Below are 24,605 nucleotides of genomic sequence, written 5' to 3'. Positions count from 1 at the left end.
AACGCTGGGCGATTTTCAGGTAAAGTGGTAGCTGACGAGGGCCATGGTCTGAGGGCTGGGTCTTATATTAAGCTGAAATTTTACCTACTGACCTATGTGCTACATCTTTTTACTAATCGGCATCTCGCTTGGCAGTCTGGCATACAGACAGACGCCCGAACTCGCCTTGCTTAGTCTGGGCGAGGTGACCGCCGATACCGACGGGCTGTCCTTCAACATCACCGACGTGCGGGACGAGACCGGTACGGCCGCCCACGGCAGAGTGTACGTTGGTATCGAGAATGCGGAGCGTAAGTACGCAGCATCGTAGATCGCAAGCGTTCCCTCGCTACGCTTGTCGTGTGGTTCGTCAATCGCAGAGGAAAGCGTCGGTTAGAGACCCGTTTAGGTACCTCTACTGGAGCTGAATTGGTAGCCGGTAGCATCCAGAGCGGCCACATTTCGCTAGCCAGTCAGTAGGTTAAAGCGTATCCTGAGACAATCCCCCTTCAATGCCATGTCACTCCACGTTACCTGCCGCACTCTAGGTTACTTTGCCGGACTTTTACTGGTACTAGCCGCCTCGGATAGTACAGTTCACGCCCAGCAGACCGAGCGCCCCAACATCATCTTCATCCTCACCGACGACCAGCGCTTCGATGCCATCGGCTACGTGGGTAATCCTCTGGCCACGACGCCGGAAATGGACCGGCTGGCCCGGGAGGGCACCTACTTCGACCACGCCATGGTCACCACGCCGATCTGCGCGGCCAGTCGGGCATCGCTGCTCGCGGGGGTGTACGAGCGCAGTCACCGCTACGACTTTACCTCGGGGCCCATTGCGGAACACTACATGATCGAGGCATATCCCGCCGTACTGCGGGAGGCGGGCTACCACACCGGCTTCTACGGAAAGTTCGGGGTCGAGTATAACGACAAGGAGCGGCTCTTCGATGAGTACGAGTCTTACGACCGCAATAACGCCTACCCCGACCGCCGTGGTTATTACTATAAAACGATCGACGGGGATACCGTACACCTGACCCGCTACACCGGTCAGCAAGCCCTGGACTTCGTGGACCGAAATGCGGACACCGGGCAGCCCTTCTGCCTCAGCCTGAGCTTTAGCGCGCCCCATGCGCACGACAATGCGCCGGAGCAATACTTCTGGCAAGCGGAAACGGATAGCCTGCTGCGCTCCTTCGAGGTGCCCGCACCCGCGCTCGCCGCCCAAACCTACTTTGATGCCCTGCCCGAAGCCGTGCGTAAGGGCTTCAACCGGTTGCGGTGGATCTGGCGCTTCGACACCCCCGAGAAGTACCAGCACAGCGTGAAGGGCTACTACCGCATGATCGCCGGCGTGGACCTGGAAATTGGTAAGCTACGGGCTAAACTGGCCGAACGGGGGCTGGACAAGAATACCGTCATCATCGTGATGGGCGACAACGGCTACTTCCTCGGCGAACGGCAACTGGCCGGTAAGTGGCTGATGTACGATAACTCGGTGCGCGTGCCGCTGATTGTGTATGACCCCCGGGCCGGGCAGCACCACGACAGCGACGCCCTGGCCCTAAATATCGATGTGCCGGCTACAATATTGGACCTGGCCAGCCTGCCGCAACCAAAGATCTACCAGGGCAAGAGTCTACTGCCAATCGTGGAAAGTGAGACTATGGACCTCCAGCGCGATACCGTACTGCTGGAACACCTCTGGCAGTTTCCGGACATCCCGCCCAGTGAGGGAATACGTACGCGGGAGTGGAAGTACCTGCGCTATCTCAACGACCCGCAGATTGAGGAGCTGTATCGGTTGACGGATGACCCCCTCGAGACGGTAAATCTGGCTTTAAATGATGCCTACCGAAAGAAGGTGCTGGAGTTGCGGATGAAGTGTGAGGAGCTGGGGCGGAGGTACGGTGATGCGGGCCGGTAGTCTGCATTTGTTAAAGTGACTAGTTAGTACGGTGGCGCGGCGTTCAGGTAAAAACGCAGTAGTTCACTAAATCCTGACTTACATGAAGTGTGTATTCGCACTCCTTTTCACCTTACCCCTTCTTCTCTTCGGACAGCGCACCAAAACTTACGCACTGGATATCTCCTCGACCCCGGTCGAGCTAATGGGGCTTTCCTTTAATGTGACGCGGGTGGTCGACGGCACCGGTAACACGGAAGGCTTCTACGGACAGGTGTATACCGGTCTGTTCAACAAGACCCGTAAGCTGACCATCAAAAACGGGATGGAGCTCAACCTTGGTGCCGGTCTCATGCGCAGCATCACCGACAGAAACCTACCCCAGGCTACTCTACACATCCATTTGCTGCGTATCGACGAGGAAATTACAGTGACCAGCGAACGCCGTCGGCTACAACTGATGGCCTCGCTGGAGGTAGATGGGCAGCACTTCGGACCGCAACAGTATACCGAGGTGAGGGGCGGGTTGGACGTAACGGCCGGTCACGCCGATGCACTCGCGAAAGCCCTCTCGGCGGTACTATACGAACTGGGTACTGATTTGCTCGATGGGCTGACGGGCACTACTTCACTGGCCGATAATCCACTACCGGAGGGCCTACCTAACGGAGCCTACTACTCGGTGGCGGACTTCCGTATCGGTCGGGTGGATACCACCGCTAAACTACACTTTCGGGGCGCGGAAGTGGGACAGTATGTGGATGACCGGGCGTACTACCGGGCCCGTTTTCTGCGCCCACGCGCTATGAAGTGGAAGGAGCATCGGGAATTCTGGGGCTACCACCACGAGGGACGCAGCTTTGTATTCCTACAGGACCAGTACTACGAGGTAGCCCCTAACGCTCAGGGCCGTATGCTGGTCTCCATCCCGGAGGGCCTAACCGATGTAGAGGCGATGACTAAGTGGACCGCGGTGGGTGCCGGCGTCGGCGGCCTAGTGGGTGGCGTAGTGATTGGTAATGGATTGAACCGGGGTGGGGCTACCGTCTACGAGCTCGATCTAGTTACGGGAAGCCTTACACCCATCTAGACAGCACCTATGCGTACCGCCGATCGCGCCGGTCCCGGCCCTTCTTGCGCCGACCACCTGATGAGGTCGGTTTGTTGCTGTATTTTTCCGAGGGTACCAGGGGCATAGGGTAACTAGCCCCGAGGCGGAGGTCGTACTGCGACTGCTCGGCATCGCTAAGTACATCGGGTTTGTGCACGTACTCGGCCGGTAGCTCGCTGAGCTCCGGGCACCAAAGCTTGACGTACTCCCCGGTAGGATCGTAGCGATCGGCCTGGCTCAGGATATTGAAGTAGCGGTTCTCGCGGGGGTCACTGCCTACGCCGGCTACGTAGTTCCAGTTGCACCAGTTGCTGGTCACATCGTAGTCGATGAGCACGTGCTCGAAGTATTCGGCACCCATGCGCCAGTCGACCATGAGGTCCTTGACCAGGTAGCTGGCGACGTTCTGTCGGCCACGGTTGCTCATAAAGCCGGTGGCAGCAATCTCGCGCATATTGGCGTCGACGAAGGGCGTACCGGTCTGCCCGTCTATCCAGCGCTGGAGGAGGGCACGATCCTGCTTCCACTCCGGGTCGGCGGCATCCTTGAAGCCCCGTTTCTGAAAGATCTTATCGCCGTGCTTCTTGCCCATCAGGCGGAAGAAGTCGCGCCAGAGCAGTTCGAAGATTACGTGGTAGGTGCTATCGTTGGCGCCGTTCTTGGTTTCGTAGGCCTTTACCTCGGCGTAGATGCGCTTCGGACTCAGGCAGCCCTGCGCCAGCCAGGCGCTGAATTTGGTGGAATAGTGGCTACCGATGAGCTGGTTGCGGGTCTCCTTATACGTTGCGATGGCGTGGCTACCGAAGAGGTAGTAGGCTAGGCGGTCCAGTCCGGTGGTCTCGCCGCCGTGCCAGTCGATGGCCGAGCGGGGATCCTTGGTGGGCTCCGCGGTACCGAAGTCGGCCAGGGTGGGTAGCTCGCCGGGTTCGATTCCCGCTCCCTGTACCATGGGGATACGGGCGGGGGTGGGCATGGGCTCGCGCACCGGCGTCAGGCGCTCGGTCTCCTTGCGAAACTGGGTAAATACGTCCGGCGTCTGGGTGATCGGAAAGGGCAGATCGGAGGTATAGTAAAGCAGCTTGCCGCGGGAATAGTAAACTTCACGCCCGATGGCCCAGAGGCTTTGCTCTACGGCGTTTTGGACCTTGAGCTCCTCGGAAGTGCGCTCGCGGTTGCAAAAGACCCAGCTACACTGCGATGCCTTGGCGAGCTCCGGTAGCACGTCTTCCGGCTGTCCGACGCGTAGGATGAGATCCCCGCCCCGCGCCCGGAGGTTTTCGCGCAGGTCAGCCACGGCCTCCAGAATGAAGCAGGCACGGTGGGAGCCAAGCTTCGGCAGACCGGTCAGAGGTAGGGTGCCCTGCCATTCGCGGGGGTCGAAGATGTACACCGGCAGCACCTCATCACCGTGCTTCATGGCGTCGGTCAGGGCCTCATTATCGTGGAGGCGCAAGTCTCTTCTGAACCACACTATCCCTGCTCGCTTGCTCATCTTCCCGGTGTTTTGCTGTCATATGAGAACCGGGTGGGGTAGGGATGGTTGCGGATTTTAGCGAGGAATCTGGACCTCTAAGTGTCTTCGCAGGCGCTACTCACGCTCGCCCTCCTGCGGGGACAGTACGATTGACTTGTCGGGGTCCGCGACGACGGCGCGGTCCTGGGGGCTCATCTCAATACGGGTCTTGGGCAGGTGGTCTGCGTAGTTCTCCTGGATCCAGGCGATGAGGTGCTCGCGAATGGCACAGCGGAGGTTGAAGGTCTGACCGGAGTCGGCGCCGGTGGCGGTAATGCGTACGGTCATTACATCGGCATTGTTATCGGTGACGGCCACGCCGAAGACCTGCTTGTCCCACAGTTCGTGGCCCTCGACGAAGCGTTTGGCTTCCTCGCGCAAAGCGTTGACCGGAAAGGTGTAGTCGAGGTACATGAATACGCTGCCGATGAGCTGAGTGGTGGTGCGCGTCCAGTTTTGGAAGGTATCGTCGATGAACTTATTGAGGGGCACGATGAGGCGGCGCTGGTCCCAGAGCTTGAGGGTCACGTAGGTCAGGGTGATCTCCTCCACGCGGCCGAACTCGCCGTCGACGATCAGCGCGTCGTCGATACGAATGGGTTGGGTGAAGGCGATCTGGAAGCCGGCCAGGAGGTTGGCAATCGACTTCTGGGCCGCGAAGCCAATGATGATGCCACCCACGCCGGCCGAGGTGAGCAGGCCGGTACCGATGCTACGCACCGCCTCGAACTGTAGTAGGATGAAGGCCGCCGTGATAATAAAGATGACGATACCGATGATGCGCTGGATGTACTGTAGCTGGGTGAGTATCTTCCGCTCCTGCAGGTTATTCGTAGCATCGACGCTGTAGCGGTGCCGGACGGTGTCGGCGGCTACGTCCACGATCCTAATCAGTAACAGCGCCCCAAAGATGTAAAGCACCGTGCGGGCCAGACGAATGCCCCAGTGTAGGTACCAGGGGGAGTCGACGACTTCCGGAAACACGCTGGCCTCGAGCTGCTGCCACAAGACCACGGTAAGGGCGAAGGTGAGAAACCAGAAGAAAGCGCTACGGGTCTCCTGAGCGATGGCCTCCAGGGTGTAGCTTTCCGTGCGCCGGCCCGTGCGACGCAGTATGCCATATAGGACCAGTGCAACCAGGGTAGCAAGAAGTAGGGCCACGCCCATACGAATGGCCATCCGAATAATAATGGGCGTAGCGTCGACGAGGTCGAGAAAGTTTTCCATGGGAGTGTGGTAAAAGTAAAGTGGGGGAACGACGAGTGGGGGAGTGGGTTCGTTACTCGGTTTCCCCCGCCTCCGGCAGTACGTGCAGGTGCACCACCTCAATGCGGGTGTTGGTCACCTCCAGCATGCGGAAGTTGAAGCCCTCGAGCTCCAGTTCCTCATCCTGGTCCGGTACCCGCTCGGCGGTGGTGACGATGAAGCCGGAGAGCGTCTGGTAGTCGCCCTCGGGCAGTTTGAGGGCGTACTTATCATTAAGATAGCTGATCTCGAGCCGGCCGCTGAACTTGTAGTACCCATTACCCTCGTCGATCTCCACGTAATCATCCTCGTCGTACTCGTCCTCGATCTCGCCAAAAATCTCCTCCAGCAAATCCTCCATGGTCACCACCCCGGCGATCCCGCCGAACTCATCCACCACGCAGGCGATGCTGAGCTGGTCCTTGACCGCCCGGTCGAGGATATCGGCCACCCGGGCCACCTCGGGGATAAAGGTGAGCTCCAGGATGCACTGGCGGATGGTCTCGGGAAACTCCAGCAGCTGCTGGTGGTGCACGTAGCCCAGTACATTGTCCATGTCACCGTCCACGATGATGAGCCGGCTCAGGTGGGTATCGATAAATTTTCGTTCTAGTTCCTCAACGGTGGCCGAAACGTCGATACTTTCAATCTCGGTACGGGGCACCATGCAGTCGCGTAGGCGTACGTCGGCCAGGTTCAGGGCGTTGCCGAAGAGCTTCGTATCGATGGCCGCCTCCTGCTCCTCGCTAGTCTGGCTGCGGTTGATGAAGTTTTCTAGGTCTAACCGGGTAAGTACCGTGTCGAGCTCCTCACTGGGCCGCTTGAAGAACAGCCGCAGCACCCAGTCGCTCACCGTGGTCATCACTACGCTCGGGATGTAGAGCAGGATCTGCAAAAAGCGCAGCGGTAGGGCCCAGAAGTAAAGCGCATTATCGGAGTACATCCGGAACACCGTCTTGGGCACATACTCCCCAAAGATGAGCACGATGATGGTGATCAGCAGCGTGTTGACGAGCAGGATGAGGATGTCCGACTCGATGCCCATGCGGTAGCCCACCAGGTAGGTCAGCGGCACGGTGATCAGCGAGGTGAAGGCTACTAGGGCTATGTTGTTGCCCACTAGCATGGTGCTAAGGAACTCCGCCGGACGGTCGAACCAGACGGTCAGAATGCGACTACGGGTGGTATTGCGCTTCTTCTTGAGCTCCACCCGCAGCTTATTGGCCGACACGTAGGCGATCTCCGAGCCGCTAAACAGCGCCGACAGCAATAGACAGGCGATAATGGCAAGGGCCAGGCTCATACGTGGGGGGTACTATCCACCGAAGTCAATCTCGGTATTGTCCCCGATGTTCAGGCTGTGCCGCATGCCGCCGATGCTGGCATCGTTACCGACCACCGATTTGCGCAGCACGATGTCGTAGATACGGGCGTAGTCCCCGATGATAGAATCCGACACGATGGCGTTGATCATTTTCGTATTTGCCCCCACCGTAACGTGTGGCCCCACGATGGAGTTGCTGATGTCGCAGTCCGCGCCGATGTGCACAGGATGGATGATGATGGCATTGTCGTAGGGTGGGGGATCGTCGGTAGCAAAGCCCGGCCGATCGAGAAAAATAGCATTGGTCTGTAGCAGCACCTCGCGACGGCCGCAGTCGAACCAGTTATCGACGCGGATGGTCCGCAGCTCCACGCCCCACTCCAGCATGCGGGCCAGGGCATCGGTCAGCGGGTACTCCCCGATGCTGCGGATGTTATGCTCCAGGTTGTGCGCACAGGCCTCGATGAAGGTTTGCACCTCGCGAATTTTATAACAGCCTACCATAGCTAGGTTTGATTTCGGGATGGTAGGCTTTTCGATGAGTCCACGGATGTTCCCCTCGCGGTCCTGCTCCACGACGCCGAACTGCCGGGGGTCCTCGACGGTCTTCACGCCCAGGCAGCTGTACTCCGACTTGACGAACTCGCTCAGATCGGCATCGATAATTGCATCTCCGAAAAAGACGATGATCTCCTTAGCATCCACGTAGTGATCGCGCGCCAGCCAGATGGCGTGGGCCGAGCCCATGCGCTCCTCCTGATTAACAAACTTGGTATTGAGCTGCGGATACACCCGTTCGACGTACTCCCGAATCTTTTCCCCCAGGTAGCCGATGATGAACACGAAGTCCGTCACCCCCAGTTCGATCAGCTGATCGACAATGAAACTCAGGATCGGCTTGCCCGCCACCGGGATCAGCGGCTTCGGCTGGGTGTAGGTAAGAGGACGCAGACGCATGCCCGCTCCGGCCACGGGGATGATGGCTTTCATTTGGCGAAGGTAGTGTGTAGACCCCTTCGGGGGTAGAGGCTACGCCATAGAGGCTGCGCCGTAGACCGCTGCGCGGTTAGAGCTCTACCCGCGTAGCGGTCTACCCCTTTAGGATCTAATCAGCGAAGCGTCTACCCCCTTGGGGTCTAAATTTCTCCTTTCAGTTTCTTATGCACCACCTCCATCTTAGAGTTCACCTGCAGCTTACGGTAGATATTCTTAATGTGGTCACGTACGGTTTCGATGCTGATATCGAGGCGCTCGCCGATCTCGCGGTAGCTGAGGTTGTCGACCAGGCCCTGGACGATCTCGAGCTGGCGGGCGGTGAGTTGGTCGGCGGGCGAGACGCTGCTTTTCTTGCGCTGCTGGTTATGGAAGGCCACGACTTGGCGGGCGATGGAGGGACTCATGTAGCTGCCGCCGCGGTTGACGGTGTGTACCGCGTCGCGGATGATGGTGGGGTTGACGCGGCGCTTGGAGATGTAACCCACGGCACCGCTCTGGAGGGCGCGGAAGATATTGTCGCTCTCGTCACTGTTCGTGAGCATGATGATGTCCATCTCGGGCCACCGCTCCAGCAGGCGGGGGATGCCGGCGATGCCGTTCATGCCCGGCAGCATGATATCCAGCAGTAGGGTATTGAGGGGGCTGCTGCTGGGCACCCGGCTCAGGAAGTCCTCGACGCTGGTGGCGGCGTGCACCACCTTCACGTCGCGGTTGCCGTCAAAGCATTCCTCGACGCTGGCCAGCATAATGGGCTCGTCTTCGATAATTCCTAGGTAGATCATGGTAGCTTATTTTTCAAGAGGTAAGGGAGTGGCGTCGCTACGGCGGTTCCGGTAGGCTACGGCACCGCGGTAGACCATTAGACTAAACAGCGCAACACCAATGCCAAGGTACAGATAACTCAGCTGCCCCACCTTACCGTATACGGCCGTAAAGGCGATGGCTACGAGGAAAAAGGTGGGGACCTCATTCCAGAGCCGCAGTTGCCAGGCCGAAAAGGGGCGCTCACCGGCCTGCATGGGGTGCATGAGCTTGACCTTGGTGTACACTTGATACACCACCATCGAAATGACGAAGGTCAGCTTCACGGCCAGCCAGCCCGGGGTGCCGCTCACAAAGTAGCTGGGATTGGCGGCGACCATAATGAGGCCGCCGGTCCAGGTGATCATCATCGCCGGGTTGGTAATGATTTTGTATACCCGGGTCTCCATGCCGCTATATTCCTCGCGCAGTATCCGGGCACGCAGGGCACTATCGGGTAACCCGGCGGCGGCGACGGTGTCGGTCTCCGCGTGATTGACCAGCAGGCGCCCGAGAAAGAACAGGCCGGCAAACCAACTGATGAACCCGATGACGTGCAGGGCCTTACCAAAGAGGATGATATCCATAGCTACGAAGATAACGCGGGGGTAAGGGGCAGGGCTTCACTTCAACGTCAAAATGACGAATCCGCTACCTATCTTTGCACCTGCGCACGCGCCCCCTAATGCTGTCTGACCGGTAAGTGTACCGTCTGGTAAGTTTATAGCATCTAAGGTATACTAAAAGGTCATCTTGACTAGTTGTTTGGGGAACCTCATGTAAATCGACCTAGCTCCTAACTCCTATGAAATTCGACGCCCTCTGCGGTAAGCTGTTTGTAGTTTTGCTACTGATCGCACTGCTCTTCGCCTAGTGCGGTACCGGCCGGGGAGACTACCTTCGCCGCCGGAAAACCGCCCTCCATGTCTAGCCCCGCGACCCTTTCGATCGTGATTCCCGCCTTCAATGAGGCGCGGACCCTCCACCGTATTCTCGACCGGGTCCGGGAGGTGGATCTCATCGACGGCATTGGTAAGGAACTTATCGTGGTTGATGACGCCTCGACCGACGATACCGAGGGGGCTATCCGCCGCTACCAGCAGGCCCATCCCGAACTGGACCTACAGTACCACCGCCACCCCGTCAACCGCGGAAAGGGCGCCGCCCTCCACACCGGTATCGCCCAGGCTACCGGGGACTACCTCATCATTCAGGACGCCGACCTCGAATACGACCCGCGCGAGTACAACGAACTGCTGCAGCCCATGCTGGATGGCTTCGCCGATGTCGTATACGGCAGCCGCTTCCAGGGCAGCAAGCCGCACCGCATCCTCTTTTTCTGGCACACCATCGGCAACAAGTTCCTCACCACCCTCAGCAACGCCTTCAATAACCTCAACCTAACGGACATGGAGACCTGCTACAAGCTCTTCCGCACGGAGCTCGTACAGTCACTCTACCTGGAGGAGGAGCGCTTCGGCTTCGAGCCCGAGGTCACGGCCAAGGTGGCGCGCATTCCCGGCGTGCGCATCTACGAGGTGGGCATCAGCTACTACGGCCGCACCTACGCGGAGGGCAAGAAGATTGGGTGGCGGGATGGGGTGCGGGCGATCTGGTGTATTGTTAAATATGGTTAGACCCTATGGGGTAGACCCTACGGGGTAGACCATAAATGGGTAGACCGCTGCGCGGGTAGAGCTGCCGCATGGCGTGCCTGCGAGACGAGCTCTACCCGCGCAGCGGTCTACCCCTTGCGGTCTACTCAATCTCAAAGAGATTGGGATCCACCTCGCCATTCACCGTCACCTCCGTCACCTTCATCTCCAGCGGAATCGGCATCATGCCTTCGATCTTGATGGTGCGGGGGAAGAGAATACCACCGGCGGCCTCGTAGTCGGCGTAGCTCTGGGTGATGGTCTGCGGGCCCTGGGTTTTGACGGTCTGCAATTTAAGCCCGCCATGGGCGGCGTAGTACTCGCGGGTGGTCTGACCGTTTTTGGTGATGGCCAGGACGATGGCCTGCTCGCCGTCGACCATTTCGCTGCCCTCGACGGTGATGCTGTCGAGCATGTCGAGGTAGGCGGTTTCGGGGAACAAGGCGGCCTCGTCTTTCATGGCGGCCACGGCCTCATCGGGAAGCGGCATGCTCTGGCCCTGTTGCTTCACCATGGCCTTACCGTCGGCGTAGCGCTGGTCGGCCAGCACCATACCCATCATGCTGGTCTGGCTACTCATGCGGGCGTCCTTGGTCTTGACCATGGTCTGATTGATGGTCTGTCCCTGTACGCTGCCTTCCATAGTCATGGAGACGTTCTCCAGGGCCATAGCGGCTTCCTTACCACCGATGGCCTCGAAGTAGCCGTTGAGTACGCCCTCGGGGGTGGCGTCAGTAGGGGCGGACATAGCTTCCATATCTACCGGCTCCCCGTTGACGTCGTAGTAGTTGACCTTACCGCTGGTGGCAAACTGAGCCAGCTTCTCGGCTTCGGTCTTGTCACCCACCACGATGATGTGTACATTCTGGGGTGTGATGATTTCTTCGGCGACCTCCTCAACGTCGTTGATGCTGGTATTCTGCATCACCTTGAGGTAGTCGGGGTAGAAGTCGCGGTCGAGGTCGTACCGTACCGTATTGAGGGCGTAGCTGGCGATCCGCTGGGGGCTCTCCAGGGCGCGGCCGAAGCTACCGGCGGTCTGCATCTTGGCGTCCATCAGTTCTTTGTCGGAGATGGGCTCGTCGGCGATGGTCCGCAGCTCATTCATGAACTCGGTCACGGCCGAGTCGGTCACCTCGTTGCGCACGCTGGCGTAGGCCTGGAAGTTACCCACGATGGGGTCCTCGTTGGTGCTGGAGTAGGCCCCGTAGGTGTAGCCCTTGTCCTCGCGTAGATTAGCAAACAGGCGGCCGTTGAAGCCGCTACCGAGCACGATGTTGAGTAGCTGAGCACGGATCGCCTCCTTGGTACCGGGTTTGAGCTGGATGGGGTCGGCAATTATAATATTGGATTGCACGGAGCCGGTGCGGGGCACAAAGTTGACGGTCACGCCGTCGGGCCGCTCGGGGGTGGCAAATTCGGGCACTTCCACCTCCTTTTCGGCCCAGTCGCTGAAGTTTTCCTCGGCCAGGCGGCGGGCCTCCTCGGGGGTCAGGTCGCCGACCATAACCAGGTAGCTGCGATTGGGTACGAAGTAAGTAGCATAGACCTCCTTGACGGCAGCCAAGTCGATGTTCTCGAGCGTCTGCTCGGTCATCAACTCGCCGTACGGGTGGTCGCTACCGTAGATGACGGCGCGGCGTACCCGGCTGGCGATGGCGTTCGGATCGGTGGTCTCCTGGGCCAGCCCGGCCTTGGTATCCTCCTTGACCTTATTGAACTCGTCTTCGGGAAATTCGGCCTTCAGCACTACGTCGGCCATCAGCTTCAGCACGTCCTCTTTATACTTCGAGATCGTGCTGGCGTAGGCGCCGTTTCCGCTCGTACTCAGACTAGCTCCGATGAAGTCGATGGCCTCGTCAATCTCCTCCTTCGTCCTATCGGTGGTGGCGCGACGTAGCATACTACCGAGCATATCCTGGGCTCCGGCGGTCTCACCCTCCAGGTGCAGCGGCACGTCCACGAAGAGCTGGTAGCTCACCCGGGGCAGTTTGTGGTTCTCGACCAGTACGACTTGCAGGCCGTTATCGAGCGTAAAGTCTTCAAAGTCACCCAGTTGGATCTCCGGTGCGGGACCGGGCTCCGGGGCCGTTTTACGGAAGTCGTCCGTAGCCTGGGCAAACAGAGGGGCGGGGCCGCAGGTGCAAAGCAAAGCCAGCAGCAGGGTAGTCAGCTGAATAGTATAGCGGTACATAGGTAATCGTTGATTAGGGTAGGAGTGTAGGGAGGAAGCGGGAGGCTTAGCGGCTGGTGGGCTGGGGCAGCCAGTAGAGGACAACCCGGTTTTCGGGCGTGTAGTACTCCTTAGCTACACGCTGGATATCCTCCTTGGTCACGTTCATGTAGCGTTGGGTTTCGGTGTTGATCAGGTTGGCGTCGCCGAGGAACATCTCATTGTCGGCCAGGCTCTCGGCGATACCGGCTACGCTGCCCAGTCCGGCAATGGCCGCGGCCTCGATCTGGTTGCGCAGCTTCTGCAGCTCGCGATCGCTGATGGGTTCGGTCTGTAGCCGTTCAATTTCAGCCTCGAAGGCAGCCTCTACCGGACGCAGGTCCTCGGTGCCCGGGCGGGTGATGGCGAAGGCAATGGCTAGTCCAGGGTCCTGGCTGCTGGCGGGGAAGCTGCCTACCTGTACGGCGAGTTCCTTTTCGTCGACCAGCGCCTTATTGAGGCGGCTGCTCTGTCCCTGACTCAGCACCTGGTTCATCAGGCTGATGGCGTAGTAGTCGGGGTCGGAGCGGGCCACAGTGCGGTAGCCCATGATGAGAGCGGGCAGGGGCACGTTGTCGTATACCGTATCGCGCACCTCGCCGCCGAGCGGGGCTTCGACGACCTCTATGCGGGGCGGCTCGGGGCCGCGGGGGATGTCGGCGAAATACTTCTCGATAAGCTCCTTAGTGTCCTCGATATCGATGTCACCGGCAATACTTAGGATAGCGTTATTGGGGACGTAGAAGGTCTTGTAGAAGCGCTGAAAGTCGGCCTCCTCGGCATTATTGAGGTCCTCCATGTAGCCGATATTGGGGTCTTTATAGGGGTGCTCCTTGTAGGCGCGCTTGTACAATTCCATGGTGATGGTGCCATAGGGGCGGTTGTCGTAGCTCTGCCGGCGTTCTTCCTTAACGACCTCGCGCTGGGTTTCGACGCCAACGGTCTGCACCTTGGCGTGCATCAGGCGCTCGCTTTCAATCCAGAGGCCGAGGGCGAGCTGGTTGCTGGGCAGTAGCTCGTAGTAATAGGTGCGGTCGTTGCTGGTGTTAGCATTGAGGGCCCCACCGGCGCTCTGTACGTAATCGTCGATCTCGCCGCGGCCAATGTTCTCGCTACCCTCGAAGAGCAGGTGCTCGAAGAAGTGAGCGAAGCCGGTGCGCCCCTCGAAGCTGTCTTTGCCGCCCACCTCATACATAATGGATACGGCGACGATGGGGGTAGTATTGTCCTGGTGCAATAGCACCTTCAGGCCATTGTCGAGCTCGTATTTTTCAAAGTCAATTTGGGCGGTCTCCTGGGCTGCGACGGTGATGGATAGGCAGAGCAAGAGAAGCGGCAAAAAGAGCCGCTGGGTGAGTGTGTACATAAAATGTCGATTTGCTGCTGGAACAGCAAAACCGACCCGACGTTTGCTAACGAAGCGTTAAACAACGACTCAGGGGGTCAGATTGCGTTAACGTCCTTCCGCCGCCGCTCCAGCTCCTGCTGGATGATACAACGTAGGCGCTTGCCCCGGTCGTGGCAGCTGAAGCGCCCCCGCACGTAGGCGGTAGCCCCGATGAGCACGACGGCCAGGAAGGCCAGGGCAGCCAGCGTGCCGTACACGACGGGGTGACAGCCCAGCAGGCCGGCGGCACAGGCCGTAAAAAGCATTGCCGGGATGCATACCCCCAGCCGGAAGATCGTACGGCGTAATTCGCGTAGCCGCATACTTTCAATACGGAGCCGCCGTAACAGGTGGTGCAGTTCGTGGGTGGCATAAGCCCCCGCCCCACCGGTCAGGATGAGCAAAAAATCATCGTTGCCCGCCCGTTCCAGGCGGTTGATCTGTCGGTTCCAAAAGCGATTAGCCATCTGAGGGCTAAAATTAAGGTACCCCGGGCGGGGTTCAAAGGGGGTGGCGGAAAAGTTGTGTAATGAACCGCAGAGGCCGCAGCGTAACGCAGAGGTGTTGCTGAAAACGTCTCTGTGGCCCTCGGCGCGCTCTGGGGTTTATTCCAAACCAAGTCGGCGGACGAGCCAAGCTACGCAAACCTCGGCCGACGACAGCCCCTCCCCCGTATGACACATAGGCCATCTGTGGTGAACATACCCACATTCTCTTACCCAACAAATTTTTCAAACACCCTTGCAAATCCTAAAACAATTTGTAATATTTGCCGACCACCACTTAAGCAGAACCTAATGACCCCCGCCCTGGCCCGCGCCGCCCTCAAAAAGTATTTCGGCTACGACGACTTCCGGCCCCAGCAGCTGGCCATCATCGAGCACGTGTATGCGGGCAGAGACGGCATCGTACTCATGCCCACCGGGGGCGGCAAGTCGATGTGCTTCCAGATCCCAGCCGTGACCATGAAGGGTACGGTGGTGGTGATCAGTCCGCTGATCTCGCTGATGAAGGACCAGGTCGACGGACTGCGCGCCGTGGGCATTCGCGCCGCCTACCTCAACAGCAGCCAGCGGGGTAGCGAGAGCCACGCCGTGGAGCAGGCCTACGAAAACGGGGAGCTGCATTTGCTGTACGTGAGCCCGGAGAAGCTCCTTTCAGGAGGCTTCTTTAGTTTCCTGCGCCGCCGCCGCGTCTGCCTTTTTGCCATCGACGAGGCCCACTGCATCTCCGCCTGGGGCCATGACTTCCGGCCGGAGTACACCATGCTCAAGCAACTCAAATCGGCCTTCGGCGAGGTGCCCGTGCTGGCCCTGACCGCTACGGCCGACCGCCTCACCCGCCGCGATATGGCCGAGCAGCTCGGTATCGCGGACGCCAAGCAGTTCATCGCCTCCTTCAACCGGCCTAACCTGAGTCTGGAGGTACGCCCCGGGCAGAAGCGCCGCGAGCAGATCGTGCGCTTCATCCGCGAGCGCCCCGACCAGGCCGGCATCGTCTACTGCCTCAGCCGCAAGCAAACCGAGTCGCTGGCCGATAAGCTCCGCGAGGCGGGCTACAACGCCGAGGCCTACCACGCCGGACTCAGCGCCGATCGGCGCGCCAAAGTGCAGTCCGATTTCATCAACGATAAGACGCTCATCATCTGCGCCACCATCGCCTTCGGTATGGGCATCGACAAGAGCAACGTGCGCTGGGTGATCCACTACACCCTGCCCAAGAACCTGGAGAATTACTACCAGGAGATCGGCCGGGCGGGCCGCGACGGCTCCAAGTCGGACACCCTGCTGTTCTACTCCTACAACGACTATACCACCCTCAAGGATATGATTTCCGGCGGGGGCAACTCCGAGATCCAGCTCGCGAAGCTCGACCGTATGAAGGAGTATGCCGAAAGCCTAGCCTGCCGCCGCCGCATTTTGCTCAATTACTTCAGCGAGGACCACAGCGACGATTGCGGCAACTGTGACGTGTGCGCCAATCCGCCCGAACGCTTCGATGGTACCGTCCTGGCCCAGAAGGCGCTGAGTGCCGTGGCCCGGCTGCGGCAGAGCGTCGGACAGACTATGGCCATCGACGTACTGCGCGGCTCCAGTCGGCAGGAGGTGCTCAAGCATGGCTACGACAGGGTCAAGACCTACGGCGCCGGCCGCGATATGTCGAGCTACGACTGGAACCAGTACTTCGGTCAGCTCATCAGCCTGGGCTACCTCTACGTGGCCCACGAAGATTATAATAAGCTGCGCCTGGCCCCGGCCGCCCGCCGCGTACTCTTCGACGGGGAGACGGTCGAACTGGTCAAGTTTCAGACCATCAAGGACCGCAAGCAGCAGGAAAAGGATAAGACCGCCAAGCGGGCCGCCGCGCCGCGCAGTCGGGGTACCTTATTCGAAGTGCTCCGCGAGGTGCGCCGCGCCCTGGCTAAGGAGGCTGCCATCCCGCCCTATCTCATCTTTTCCGATAAGACCCTGGAGGAGATGGCCGCCGCCGCCCCCCGTACCGAGCTGGCGCTGTCACGCATCAGTGGAGTAGGGGAGGTGAAGCTCGCCCGCTTCGGCGCGCACTTCCTGCAGGCGATCCGGTCCTACGGCGATGAGAGGCCCTCCGGTGCCGCCGGCCCGTCCGATTCCGAGGCACGCAGGGAACGCGAGGGCGACGTTCGCAAGGTCAAAAAAGCCGAGGATCGGGCGCGCCGGGGCGACACGCCCACCCATCTGGTCACTTATCAGCAATATATCGGCGGAGCTTCCATCCGGGACATTGCCCATAACCGGGGACTAAAAACCACTACCACCTACAGCCACCTCGCCAAGGCCTACGGGGAGGGCCACGACCTGGAGATCGAGGACCTACTGCCGGGGCAGGTCATCGACTGGATCGACGAGGCCGTACGCCGGGTACCGGAATTAGAGGGGCGCAAGGGCATCCTGGCGTACATTGCCGCCCACTACCAGGAGGGTGTGGTCACCTACCACCACCTCGATCTGGTAGAAGCCTACCGTACCCGTCACCCCCTACCGACCGCGTCATGAGCCCCGCCGCTGAATACCTATTCGTCTACGGTACCCTGCGTAGCGATATCCCCTCCAGCATGAGCAAGTTCCTGCGCCGACGGGCCGGCTTAGTGGGAAAGGCGACCGCGACCGGTCGGCTCATCGACCTGGGGGGCTACCCGGGCTTCGTCAGGGGCAGCGGCACCACGAAGGGAGAGCTCTACCGAATTAATCCCGAGCGGGCCGAAGAGACCTGGCAGTTGCTCGATGCCTACGAGGGCGTATCGGGACTCTCCTCCGAGCAGTACCGAAAAGCTACCGTTGAGGTACAAGTAGCCGGCGGCGGCAAATTTCGGGCGCAGACCTACGAGTACCAGCGAGGCGACGCGGGAAAGAAGACGGAAATTCCCAACGGCGATTATCCCCCCTACTACCGCACCAATCCCGAGCACCAGAAGTTTACCGGCCACTGATGCGCATCCTCCACACGGCAGACTGGCACCTGGGTCACCGCCTGTATAACCGCGATCGCACGCCGGAGCACCGCGCGGCCCTCGACTGGCTGCTACAGACCGTGGACGCCGAGCGCATCGACGTGGTCATCGTAGCCGGCGACGTATTCGACGTGACCAATCCGTCTAACCAGGCTAAGGAGCTCTACTATGATTTTCTGGCCCGCCTCAAACATACCTGCTGTACCTCAGCGGTGGTGGTGGGGGGCAATCATGACTCGCCCTCCCTCCTCAACGCTCCCCGCGGCCTGATGAGGGCCCTACAACTTCATGTGGTAGGCGCCGCCGACACCGCGGCGGAAGAACGCGTGGTCTGCATTAACTGCGGCGAGGAAGAGCTCGTCGTTGCCGCCGTCCCCTACCTGCGGGAGCGCGACCTACGCACCGCCCGCTTTGGGGAGTCACCCGAAGATCGCGAAACGGCCCTACGCGACGGCATCCGCCGCCACTTCGAGGACATTGCCGCCGCCGCCGTGGCCCTGCGTTCGGGCGAGCAGGTGCCCATTGTGGCCACCGGTCACCTTTTTGCCGCCGGGGCTACGGATGATGAGGAAAAGAAGAGCTACATCTACCAAGCTAACGAGAACAACATTGACGCCGGCCACTTTCCGGACTGCTTCGATTACGTTGCCCTGGGCCATATCCACCGCGCGCAGAGCGTGGGCGGGAAGGACCATGTTCGCTACGCCGGTAGCCTCGTCCCGCTGACCTTCGTGGAGGGGCAGGCCGCCCGCAGCGTGCGTATCGTGGAGCTCGGCCGCGCCGGTGCGGTCGTGCGGACGCGTAAACTACCGCTACCCGGCAGCCGCCCCCTGCTTCGGCTACGCTACGAACTAGCGGAGGTCAAGGAGCGTCTGCGCCAGGCCGTCGCTGAGCGTGATCCGAACCTACTCACCCCCTGGGCCGAGGTACGCGTACTGACTGACGAGCCCATCCCCAACCTGCGCGAAAAACTGATCGACGTCGTTCGTAGGGCCCAGGCGGATCCCGGTGGGGAGCTAGCGGTAGAGTTGATCCGCGTCAGTCGCGAGCGCCTGACCCCCCGGGCAGGTGACGATCCGCGGCGGGAGGAACAGCGGCAACTCGATGAGCTCGACCCCCTCGATGTCTTTACCCAGTTGTGCGGGCGTAACGACTGTAGTGCCGAGGCAGCCACGGCCCTGCGGCAGGATTTCCTGGAGCTACGCAGCTGGGTCAACGAGGCAGCGGGCGGATGAAGATTCTGCGGATCGGCATCCTCAACCTGAACTCGCTCCGCGGGCAGCACACCATTGACTTTACCGAGCCGCCCCTGGTCGATCACCCCCTCTACGCCATCGTAGGCCCCACCGGTGCCGGTAAGACCACCATCCTGGATGCCATTACCCTGGCGCTGTACGGACAAACGGAGCGCACCAAGTCCCTTACCGACCTCAAGAAAGAAGTAGCCACCGTAATGACCCACGGCACGGCCCAGTGCCACGCCGAGGTAGAGTACGAGACCACGGCGGGCCGTTTCCGTAGCGTATGGCGGCGGCGGCGCGCGCACAAAAAAGCGCATAAGGACCTACAGGATAGTAGGCGGGAGTTGAGCCGCTGGAACTCTACCACCGGGGTTTACGATATTCTCGCCACGAAAAAGCGGGAGGTAGATCAACTGACCGAGGAATACACCGGCCTCTCCTACGACCGCTTCGTGCGTTCGGTCATGCTAACTCAGGGCGCTTTCGACCGCTTTCTAAAGTCCGATACGGGGGAAAAAGCAGCCATTCTGGAGCAGATCACCGGTACGGAGGTCTACCGCCAGCTCAGCGAGGGGGCCTTCCGGCGGCATAAATTGGCCCGGGAAGCCCACGATCGCGCCGCTGAATCCCTTACCCACCTTATGCCGCTGCCCACCGAGCAGCGGCAGCAGCTCGACGAGCAGCTAGCTGACCTACAGGCGATCGCCTCTCAGCTACAGGACCGGCAGGCCCTCTACGCGGCTCAACTCGCGGCCTACTTCACCGCGGCTAAACTGGCCGAGCAGCGGGATGGGGCCGTGCTGCACAGTCAGCGCAGTGAGGCAAGGTGGGAAGGTCTGACTGAGCAGCGCGGGCAACTTAAGCAAAATGACGAGCTCATCCCCCTACGCTCCGATCTGGATCGCCTCCGCCTTCTCCGCGCTGAGATAGCACAGTTGAGCCAGCAACACGGGCAGGTCACCGCACAACTTACCACGGCAACCGCCGCCCTCGAAGCAGCCACCACCAGCAATGATGTGGCCGATCGGCGTCTACAGCAATTCACCGATCGGGAACCGGAACGGGAACAGCGCTTGTGCGACGCCGAGGTACTGGAGGTCGGCCTGCGCACCCTTACGCAGCGGGAGGAATCGACGTCGTCCGACCTAGCGCAGCACCTGCGTTCGCGCAACAACCTGCTGGCGGAGCGGGATACCCTGCGGGAAGAAATCGCGGCACTAGAGCGGCGGCTACACGGGCTCACCGAAGTACAATTATCTACCGAGCTATCCGCCCTGGAAGCCAAGCTCCCCCTCCTTGAGAAACAGGCTGTGGTAGTCGCCGACCAGCTAAAGTACCTGACCGTCCAGGAAAAAATTGCCGGGGAAACGCAGGTGCAAGCTGCTTTGAACGAGCGACTCGACCGGGCAAAGCTCCAGCACACTGAGCTTACCCTACAGCTGAAGCTAGCCGAGCAAGCGGTCGATCTGGCCCAGGAAAAACGGCAGAACGCCCTACTACGGGCCAGCCTGGAGGAGCACCGGCGCGCACTGCAGGACGGTAAGCCCTGCCCCCTCTGCGGCGCCGAGCACCACCCCTACCTGCACCACGGGGTGGGTACGAGCGCCACCCCCGATCAGCTACAGCAACGGGTGGTCGAGCTGGATAACGCACGCGTCGAAACCGACAACGCGGTGTTTGCCCTCACCCAGCAGATCAACACCCTCAGTACCCAGCTCGCCGGGAGCAGCCGGGTGCTGGAGGAACGGCGCGAGCAACTGACGGCCCTCGGAGCCTCGCCTGACCTGGATCGAGCGCAGCTGACGACCCGACAGACCGGAGTACGGCGGCAACTGGAGGAGGGCAGCCAGCGATTGGAGCAACTACGGCAACTACGCCCCCTGCTCCCCCAACTGCAAATCAAGCGGGCCGCACTGGAGGATAAGGAGGTGAGCCTAACGACTTTACGGGAGCAGACTACTACGCTAGAAGCCAGCCTCGGTCGGATACGTGTCGAGCTAACCGAGCACCGCAGGCAACTCGTCACGCTCCTACACCCCCACGAAAGCAGCGCAGCCTTCCGTAGGCACCAGCAACAACTTGCCGCGCAGCTACGGCAGCAATGCAGCCAGCGGCAGGGGGAGTTCCAACGGCTTAGCACCGAGGTGGCGAAGGTGCAGGAACGGCAGCAGTCCGTCGCGCAGCAACTCGAGCGTCAGCGTACCGAGCATGCTACGGTGAAAGCAAACCTCATCCAGCGACTCGCTCCCCTGGAACTCACCATCGAACGGGCCCGGGAGCAGCTCCTCGATCCGGCCCGGATACTTGCCCTGAGGCAGCAAATTCAGACCGCCGAGCAGGACCGGAAAACGGCCCATGCGTTAGCCGAGCAGGCCGCCGGGGAATATGGCATCGCGGCTACCGCCCTGGAGGACCTTCCCCCGGAGGCGATGCTGCGCCGGGAACAGGCCCACACCACCGACGATCTGACGCAGGTGGAGCGCGAGATCGGTGCCCTCCAGCAACGACGTACCGAAGACGAGCGGCGTATCGAGGAAGTAGCCCACCGCCGCACCGAGCTGGATACCCTGGCCCGGGAGCGCGACCGCTGGGCGCGCATGAACGAGTTGATTGGCTCGGCCGACGGCAAGAAGTTCCGCAGTTTCGCCCAGAGCATTACCCTTCAGCGCCTCGTGGCCATCGGCAACCGCCACCTGGAAACGATCAACCCCCGCTACCAGATGAGCTACGCGCCGCCGCCGCCGGGTGGTAAGGAGACCCTCGACCTGGAGATCATCGACAACTACATGAACGACAACCGCCGCACGATGGAAACCCTCAGCGGCGGCGAAACCTTCCTGATAAGTCTGGCCCTGGCCCTGGGACTCTCGGACCTAGCGCGGGGCAAGCAGCTTATTCAGTCGCTGTTCATTGACGAGGGCTTCGGTACCCTAGACGGTAAGACGCTCGATCAGGCCATGGCCACCCTGGAGCAGCTCCAGGCGCAGGGTAAGACCATCGGTATCATCAGCCACGTGCAGCAGTTGCGCGAGCGTATTCACTGCCAGATCCAGTTGGAGCCACTGGGAGATGGCTTCAGTCGGGTGCAGCTAAGCAGTTGAGCAACGAACGAAAGGGGGGCGGCGGCGGTTAGGCTAACGCGGTCTTTGCCGCATTCCATTACCAAAAAACACGCCTATATGCAGGTCATCATCCATAACTCCTCCGAACTCTCCGACACCACCATCGAGGTCATCAACGCCAAAGTCAACAAGTTAGAAACCTACTACGACCGCATCGAACGCGCTGAGGTATTCCTTAAGGAGGATGACGGCAGCACCACGAACGGCCACACCGTCGACATTCGCCTAGCCATCCCCGGCAATGACCTCTTTGCTACCCATACCGACGAGAGCATTGAGCGCGCCACCGCCGAGGTCACCGAAGCCCTCCGCCGCCAGATCAAAAAGCACAAGGAGAAGAATACCTCCCACCAGAGTTAGTGAGCATACGTCGGCGGACGACGCCTTCGTCCGCCGACGTATACTTACCGTATCATTGCCGTAAACCGAACGGGATGATCTCCGCCGCCCTGCGCGAAACTAACTTCACCTTTTCCCCCCCCGCCGAGCTGTACCGCGGCAAGGTACGCGATGTGTACCGCCGCGGTGACCGGCTACTGATGGTAGCTAGCGACCGCATCAGCTCCTTCGACCATGTCCTGCCGCGCGCCATCCCCCATAAGGGCCAGATTCTCAACCAGATCGCGGCCCACTTTCTCCACGCCACCCGCGACATCTGCCCCAACTGGCTCAACGCCAACCCCGATGCCAATGTGGCCATCGGTAAAGCCTGTGCGCCGATTCCCGTTGAGATGGTGATCCGCGGCTACCTCGTCGGCCACGCCTGGCGAGAGTACCGGGGCGGCCGGCGTACCCTTTGCGGCGTACCCCTGCCGGAGGGCATGCACGAAGCCGATGCCTTCCCCGAGCCCATCATTACCCCCGCCACCAAGGCCGAGGAGGGCCACGATGAGGACATCAGCCGGGAGGACATCATAGCCCGCGGCATCATCTCCGAACACATATACGCCCAACTCGAAGACTACACCCGCCGCCTCTTCGCCCGCGGCACCGCTATGGCCGCAGAGCGGGGCCTACTTCTGGTTGATACCAAGTACGAATTCGGCCTCCTCGACGGTACGGTCTACCTCATCGACGAGATTCACACCCCCGATTCGAGCCGCTACTTCTACGCCGAAGGTTACGCCGAGCGCCAACAACGGGGTGAGCACCAAAGGCAGCTCAGCAAGGAGTTCGTCCGCGAGTGGCTCATGGCGCACGACTTTCAGGGTCTCGAAGGGCAGACCATGCCGGAGATGCCGGATGCTTTTGTGGATAGTGTGACGCAGCGGTATACGGAGCTCTTTGAGATGATCACCGGTAAGGCTTTCGTGCCGGCCGATAGTTCGGATATCGAGGGGCGGATACGGCGGAGCTTGCGGGGGACTGACTGGGAGGTTACCAACCGCTGACCTTAGCGGATGCTGCGACCGACCGGACGTTTAGGGTCCTGCGATCACGAGCAAAGCGAGCATCACCGCACCTTTAGTCCCTAACCCCTTTAGCCCTTAACTCCCTGCCCCATGAAAATCATCTGCATCGGCCGCAACTACGCCGCCCACGCCGCCGAGCTCGGCAACGCACGCCCCGAGCGCCCCATTGTGTTTATGAAGCCCGGCTCCGCCATCCTGCCCAATAATAAGCCGTTCTACTATCCGGAGTACAGCAAGGACATCCACTACGAGCTGGAGGTAGTTATCAAGATTGCTAAGAACGGTCGCCACGTACAGCCGCAGTTCGCCCTGGACTACATCGACAGCATCGGTCTCGGCCTGGACCTCACCGCCCGCGATCTACAGCAGGAGTGCAAGGAAAAGGGCCACCCCTGGGAAATCGCCAAGGCTTTCGACCAGTCCGCGCCGCTTTCCCCGGATTTCGTTGCACCCGCTGCCCTGCCCGACCTAGGCGACATCGAGTTCAGCCTTGAAAAGAACGGCCGGGAGGTGCAGCACGGCCACAGTCGTCTTATGCTCTTTCCCCTCACGGAGTTGATCTGCTACGTCAGTCAGTTCTTCCGCCTACAGAAGGGCGATCTGCTCTTCACCGGGACGCCGGAGGGCGTGGGGCCGCTAAGCCAGGGAGACGAGCTAGTAGGTTATCTCTGGACGAAAGAGGGAAAAAAAGAAATGCTCAGAACCCGGGTGAAGTAGGAACTTTTCCGGGGGGGAGTGGGTTTTCGCTCAGATGGTCGCCCGAATAGGCGAGCTCCAAAGGGGGCGTACCGGAATCGACAGGGAAGTAAGCTTTGTAGTAAGCATGCCGGAGCATGATTGGTTACTCCGTTAAAAATAACGATCTACCCTTTAGTTGGCACTCCCAGCTATGCAATGGCAGCCTAAACTCAGTTTAGCTGTCTAAATGTGCCGTGTGGTTGACGCCCGATACACACCATGCCGCATATCATCACCCCCTCGGGCTGGCCCGTGACCCTGATCTGAGTCGCAGGCGAGATTAAGGATCTAAGGCCGTGAATGAGAGGGCGACCAATCTCACCCACGGCTCGAAAACCTAACTGGCCGATAAGCATGTAGAAAGCTGCCTTGCGCTTTCGCTGGACGCGAGTTCGACTCTCGCCGCCTCCACTACCGGCCGTTGGCCGGGTGTTAGACCGCTTCGCGGGTAGACTAGCTTTCAGCTAGGT

General features: G+C 60.3%; 20 protein-coding genes and 1 other RNA gene. 12 read left to right on the top strand and 9 right to left on the bottom strand.

What is annotated here, in order from left to right; all coding sequences use genetic code 11:
• Positions 1 to 94 precede the first annotated feature (94 nt).
• The 3 genes from ACOOHD_RS09450 (at position 95) to ACOOHD_RS09440 (ending at position 2,981) form a co-directional block, all read left to right on the top strand.
• The gene (locus ACOOHD_RS09450; protein ID WP_420461317.1) at positions 95 to 310 is read left to right on the top strand and encodes a hypothetical protein; all 216 of its coding nucleotides are present in this window, start codon (positions 95 to 97) and stop codon (positions 308 to 310) included.
• A 186-nt stretch (positions 311 to 496) separates the two neighbouring features.
• Complete coding sequence (locus tag ACOOHD_RS09445; protein WP_420461316.1) at positions 497 to 1,912, top strand: sulfatase; 1,416 nt, start codon at positions 497 to 499, stop codon at positions 1,910 to 1,912.
• Between the two features lie 82 nt (positions 1,913 to 1,994).
• A complete protein-coding gene (locus ACOOHD_RS09440; RefSeq protein ID WP_420461315.1) occupies positions 1,995 to 2,981 on the top strand; it encodes a hypothetical protein in 987 nt (328 codons plus the stop codon).
• A gap of 7 nt (positions 2,982 to 2,988) precedes the next feature.
• Here the strand turns inward: ACOOHD_RS09440 and ACOOHD_RS09435 are convergent, their stop codons facing one another.
• The 6 genes from ACOOHD_RS09435 to ACOOHD_RS09410 all read right to left on the bottom strand — a co-directional run bounded on the left by ACOOHD_RS09435 (position 2,989) and on the right by ACOOHD_RS09410 (position 9,468).
• Positions 2,989 to 4,494: a DASH family cryptochrome gene (locus tag ACOOHD_RS09435; RefSeq protein WP_420461314.1), complete on the bottom strand. Its 1,506-nt coding sequence runs from the start codon at positions 4,492 to 4,494 to the stop codon at positions 2,989 to 2,991.
• A gap of 96 nt (positions 4,495 to 4,590) precedes the next feature.
• Entirely contained in the window at positions 4,591 to 5,742 is a 1,152-nt protein-coding gene (locus ACOOHD_RS09430) for a mechanosensitive ion channel family protein (RefSeq protein WP_420461313.1), read from the bottom strand.
• A 52-nt stretch (positions 5,743 to 5,794) separates the two neighbouring features.
• Positions 5,795 to 7,063, bottom strand: a complete 1,269-nt coding sequence (locus ACOOHD_RS09425; protein WP_420461312.1) for a hemolysin family protein — start codon at positions 7,061 to 7,063, stop codon at positions 5,795 to 5,797.
• Positions 7,064 to 7,075: 12 nt separating this feature from the next.
• Complete coding sequence (locus ACOOHD_RS09420; RefSeq protein WP_420461311.1) at positions 7,076 to 8,074, bottom strand: sugar phosphate nucleotidyltransferase; 999 nt, start codon at positions 8,072 to 8,074, stop codon at positions 7,076 to 7,078.
• Between the two features lie 146 nt (positions 8,075 to 8,220).
• Positions 8,221 to 8,862: a response regulator gene (locus ACOOHD_RS09415; RefSeq protein ID WP_420461310.1), complete on the bottom strand. Its 642-nt coding sequence runs from the start codon at positions 8,860 to 8,862 to the stop codon at positions 8,221 to 8,223.
• Positions 8,863 to 8,868: 6 nt separating this feature from the next.
• The gene (locus ACOOHD_RS09410; RefSeq protein ID WP_420461309.1) at positions 8,869 to 9,468 is read right to left on the bottom strand and encodes a CopD family protein; all 600 of its coding nucleotides are present in this window, start codon (positions 9,466 to 9,468) and stop codon (positions 8,869 to 8,871) included.
• Between the two features lie 336 nt (positions 9,469 to 9,804).
• Here ACOOHD_RS09410 and ACOOHD_RS09405 point away from each other — a divergent pair, with 336 nt between their 5' ends.
• On the top strand, positions 9,805 to 10,518 hold the full coding sequence (locus tag ACOOHD_RS09405; protein WP_420461308.1) for a glycosyltransferase family 2 protein: 714 nt from the start codon (positions 9,805 to 9,807) through the stop codon (positions 10,516 to 10,518).
• A gap of 121 nt (positions 10,519 to 10,639) precedes the next feature.
• Here ACOOHD_RS09405 and ACOOHD_RS09400 read toward each other — a convergent pair whose 3' ends face one another.
• From ACOOHD_RS09400 to ACOOHD_RS09390, 3 genes are all read right to left on the bottom strand, one after another.
• Positions 10,640 to 12,730 (bottom strand): M16 family metallopeptidase, encoded by a 2,091-nt coding sequence (locus ACOOHD_RS09400; RefSeq protein WP_420461307.1) that lies wholly within the window; start codon positions 12,728 to 12,730, stop codon positions 10,640 to 10,642.
• 46 nt (positions 12,731 to 12,776) lie between these two features.
• Positions 12,777 to 14,114 (bottom strand): M16 family metallopeptidase, encoded by a 1,338-nt coding sequence (locus ACOOHD_RS09395; protein ID WP_420461306.1) that lies wholly within the window; start codon positions 14,112 to 14,114, stop codon positions 12,777 to 12,779.
• 77 nt (positions 14,115 to 14,191) lie between these two features.
• On the bottom strand, positions 14,192 to 14,602 hold the full coding sequence (locus ACOOHD_RS09390) for a hypothetical protein (protein ID WP_420461305.1): 411 nt from the start codon (positions 14,600 to 14,602) through the stop codon (positions 14,192 to 14,194).
• A 330-nt stretch (positions 14,603 to 14,932) separates the two neighbouring features.
• On the opposite strand from ACOOHD_RS09390, the gene recQ reads away from it, so the two are divergent.
• From recQ to ssrA, 8 genes are all read left to right on the top strand, one after another.
• Complete coding sequence (gene recQ / locus ACOOHD_RS09385) at positions 14,933 to 17,167, top strand: DNA helicase RecQ (protein WP_420461304.1); 2,235 nt, start codon at positions 14,933 to 14,935, stop codon at positions 17,165 to 17,167.
• Entirely contained in the window at positions 17,164 to 17,601 is a 438-nt protein-coding gene (locus tag ACOOHD_RS09380) for a gamma-glutamylcyclotransferase family protein (protein WP_420461303.1), read from the top strand. The genes recQ and ACOOHD_RS09380 overlap by 4 nt, the downstream gene beginning before the upstream one ends.
• Complete coding sequence (locus ACOOHD_RS09375; RefSeq protein WP_420461302.1) at positions 17,601 to 18,857, top strand: exonuclease SbcCD subunit D C-terminal domain-containing protein; 1,257 nt, start codon at positions 17,601 to 17,603, stop codon at positions 18,855 to 18,857. The genes ACOOHD_RS09380 and ACOOHD_RS09375 overlap by 1 nt, the downstream gene beginning before the upstream one ends.
• Positions 18,854 to 21,964, top strand: coding sequence for an AAA family ATPase (locus tag ACOOHD_RS09370; RefSeq protein ID WP_420461301.1), 3,111 nt, complete (start codon positions 18,854 to 18,856; stop codon positions 21,962 to 21,964). Before ACOOHD_RS09375 ends, ACOOHD_RS09370 begins: the two co-directional genes overlap by 4 nt.
• Before the next feature lie 45 nt (positions 21,965 to 22,009).
• The gene (hpf, locus tag ACOOHD_RS09365; RefSeq protein WP_420461300.1) at positions 22,010 to 22,345 is read left to right on the top strand and encodes a ribosome hibernation-promoting factor, HPF/YfiA family; all 336 of its coding nucleotides are present in this window, start codon (positions 22,010 to 22,012) and stop codon (positions 22,343 to 22,345) included.
• A gap of 74 nt (positions 22,346 to 22,419) precedes the next feature.
• On the top strand, positions 22,420 to 23,376 hold the full coding sequence (locus tag ACOOHD_RS09360) for a phosphoribosylaminoimidazolesuccinocarboxamide synthase (RefSeq protein WP_420461299.1): 957 nt from the start codon (positions 22,420 to 22,422) through the stop codon (positions 23,374 to 23,376).
• Positions 23,377 to 23,487: 111 nt separating this feature from the next.
• Positions 23,488 to 24,114 (top strand): fumarylacetoacetate hydrolase family protein, encoded by a 627-nt coding sequence (locus ACOOHD_RS09355; protein WP_420461298.1) that lies wholly within the window; start codon positions 23,488 to 23,490, stop codon positions 24,112 to 24,114.
• A gap of 62 nt (positions 24,115 to 24,176) precedes the next feature.
• Positions 24,177 to 24,549: a transfer-messenger RNA gene (ssrA, locus tag ACOOHD_RS09350) on the top strand.
• Positions 24,550 to 24,605: the final 56 nt, after the last annotated feature.

The sequence above is a fragment of the Neolewinella sp. genome, assembly GCF_965214665.1.
GTDB lineage: Bacteria > Bacteroidota > Bacteroidia > Chitinophagales > Saprospiraceae > Neolewinella.
Note: the sequence above shows the minus strand (reverse complement) of the source record. Positions and strands in the feature narration are given on the sequence as shown.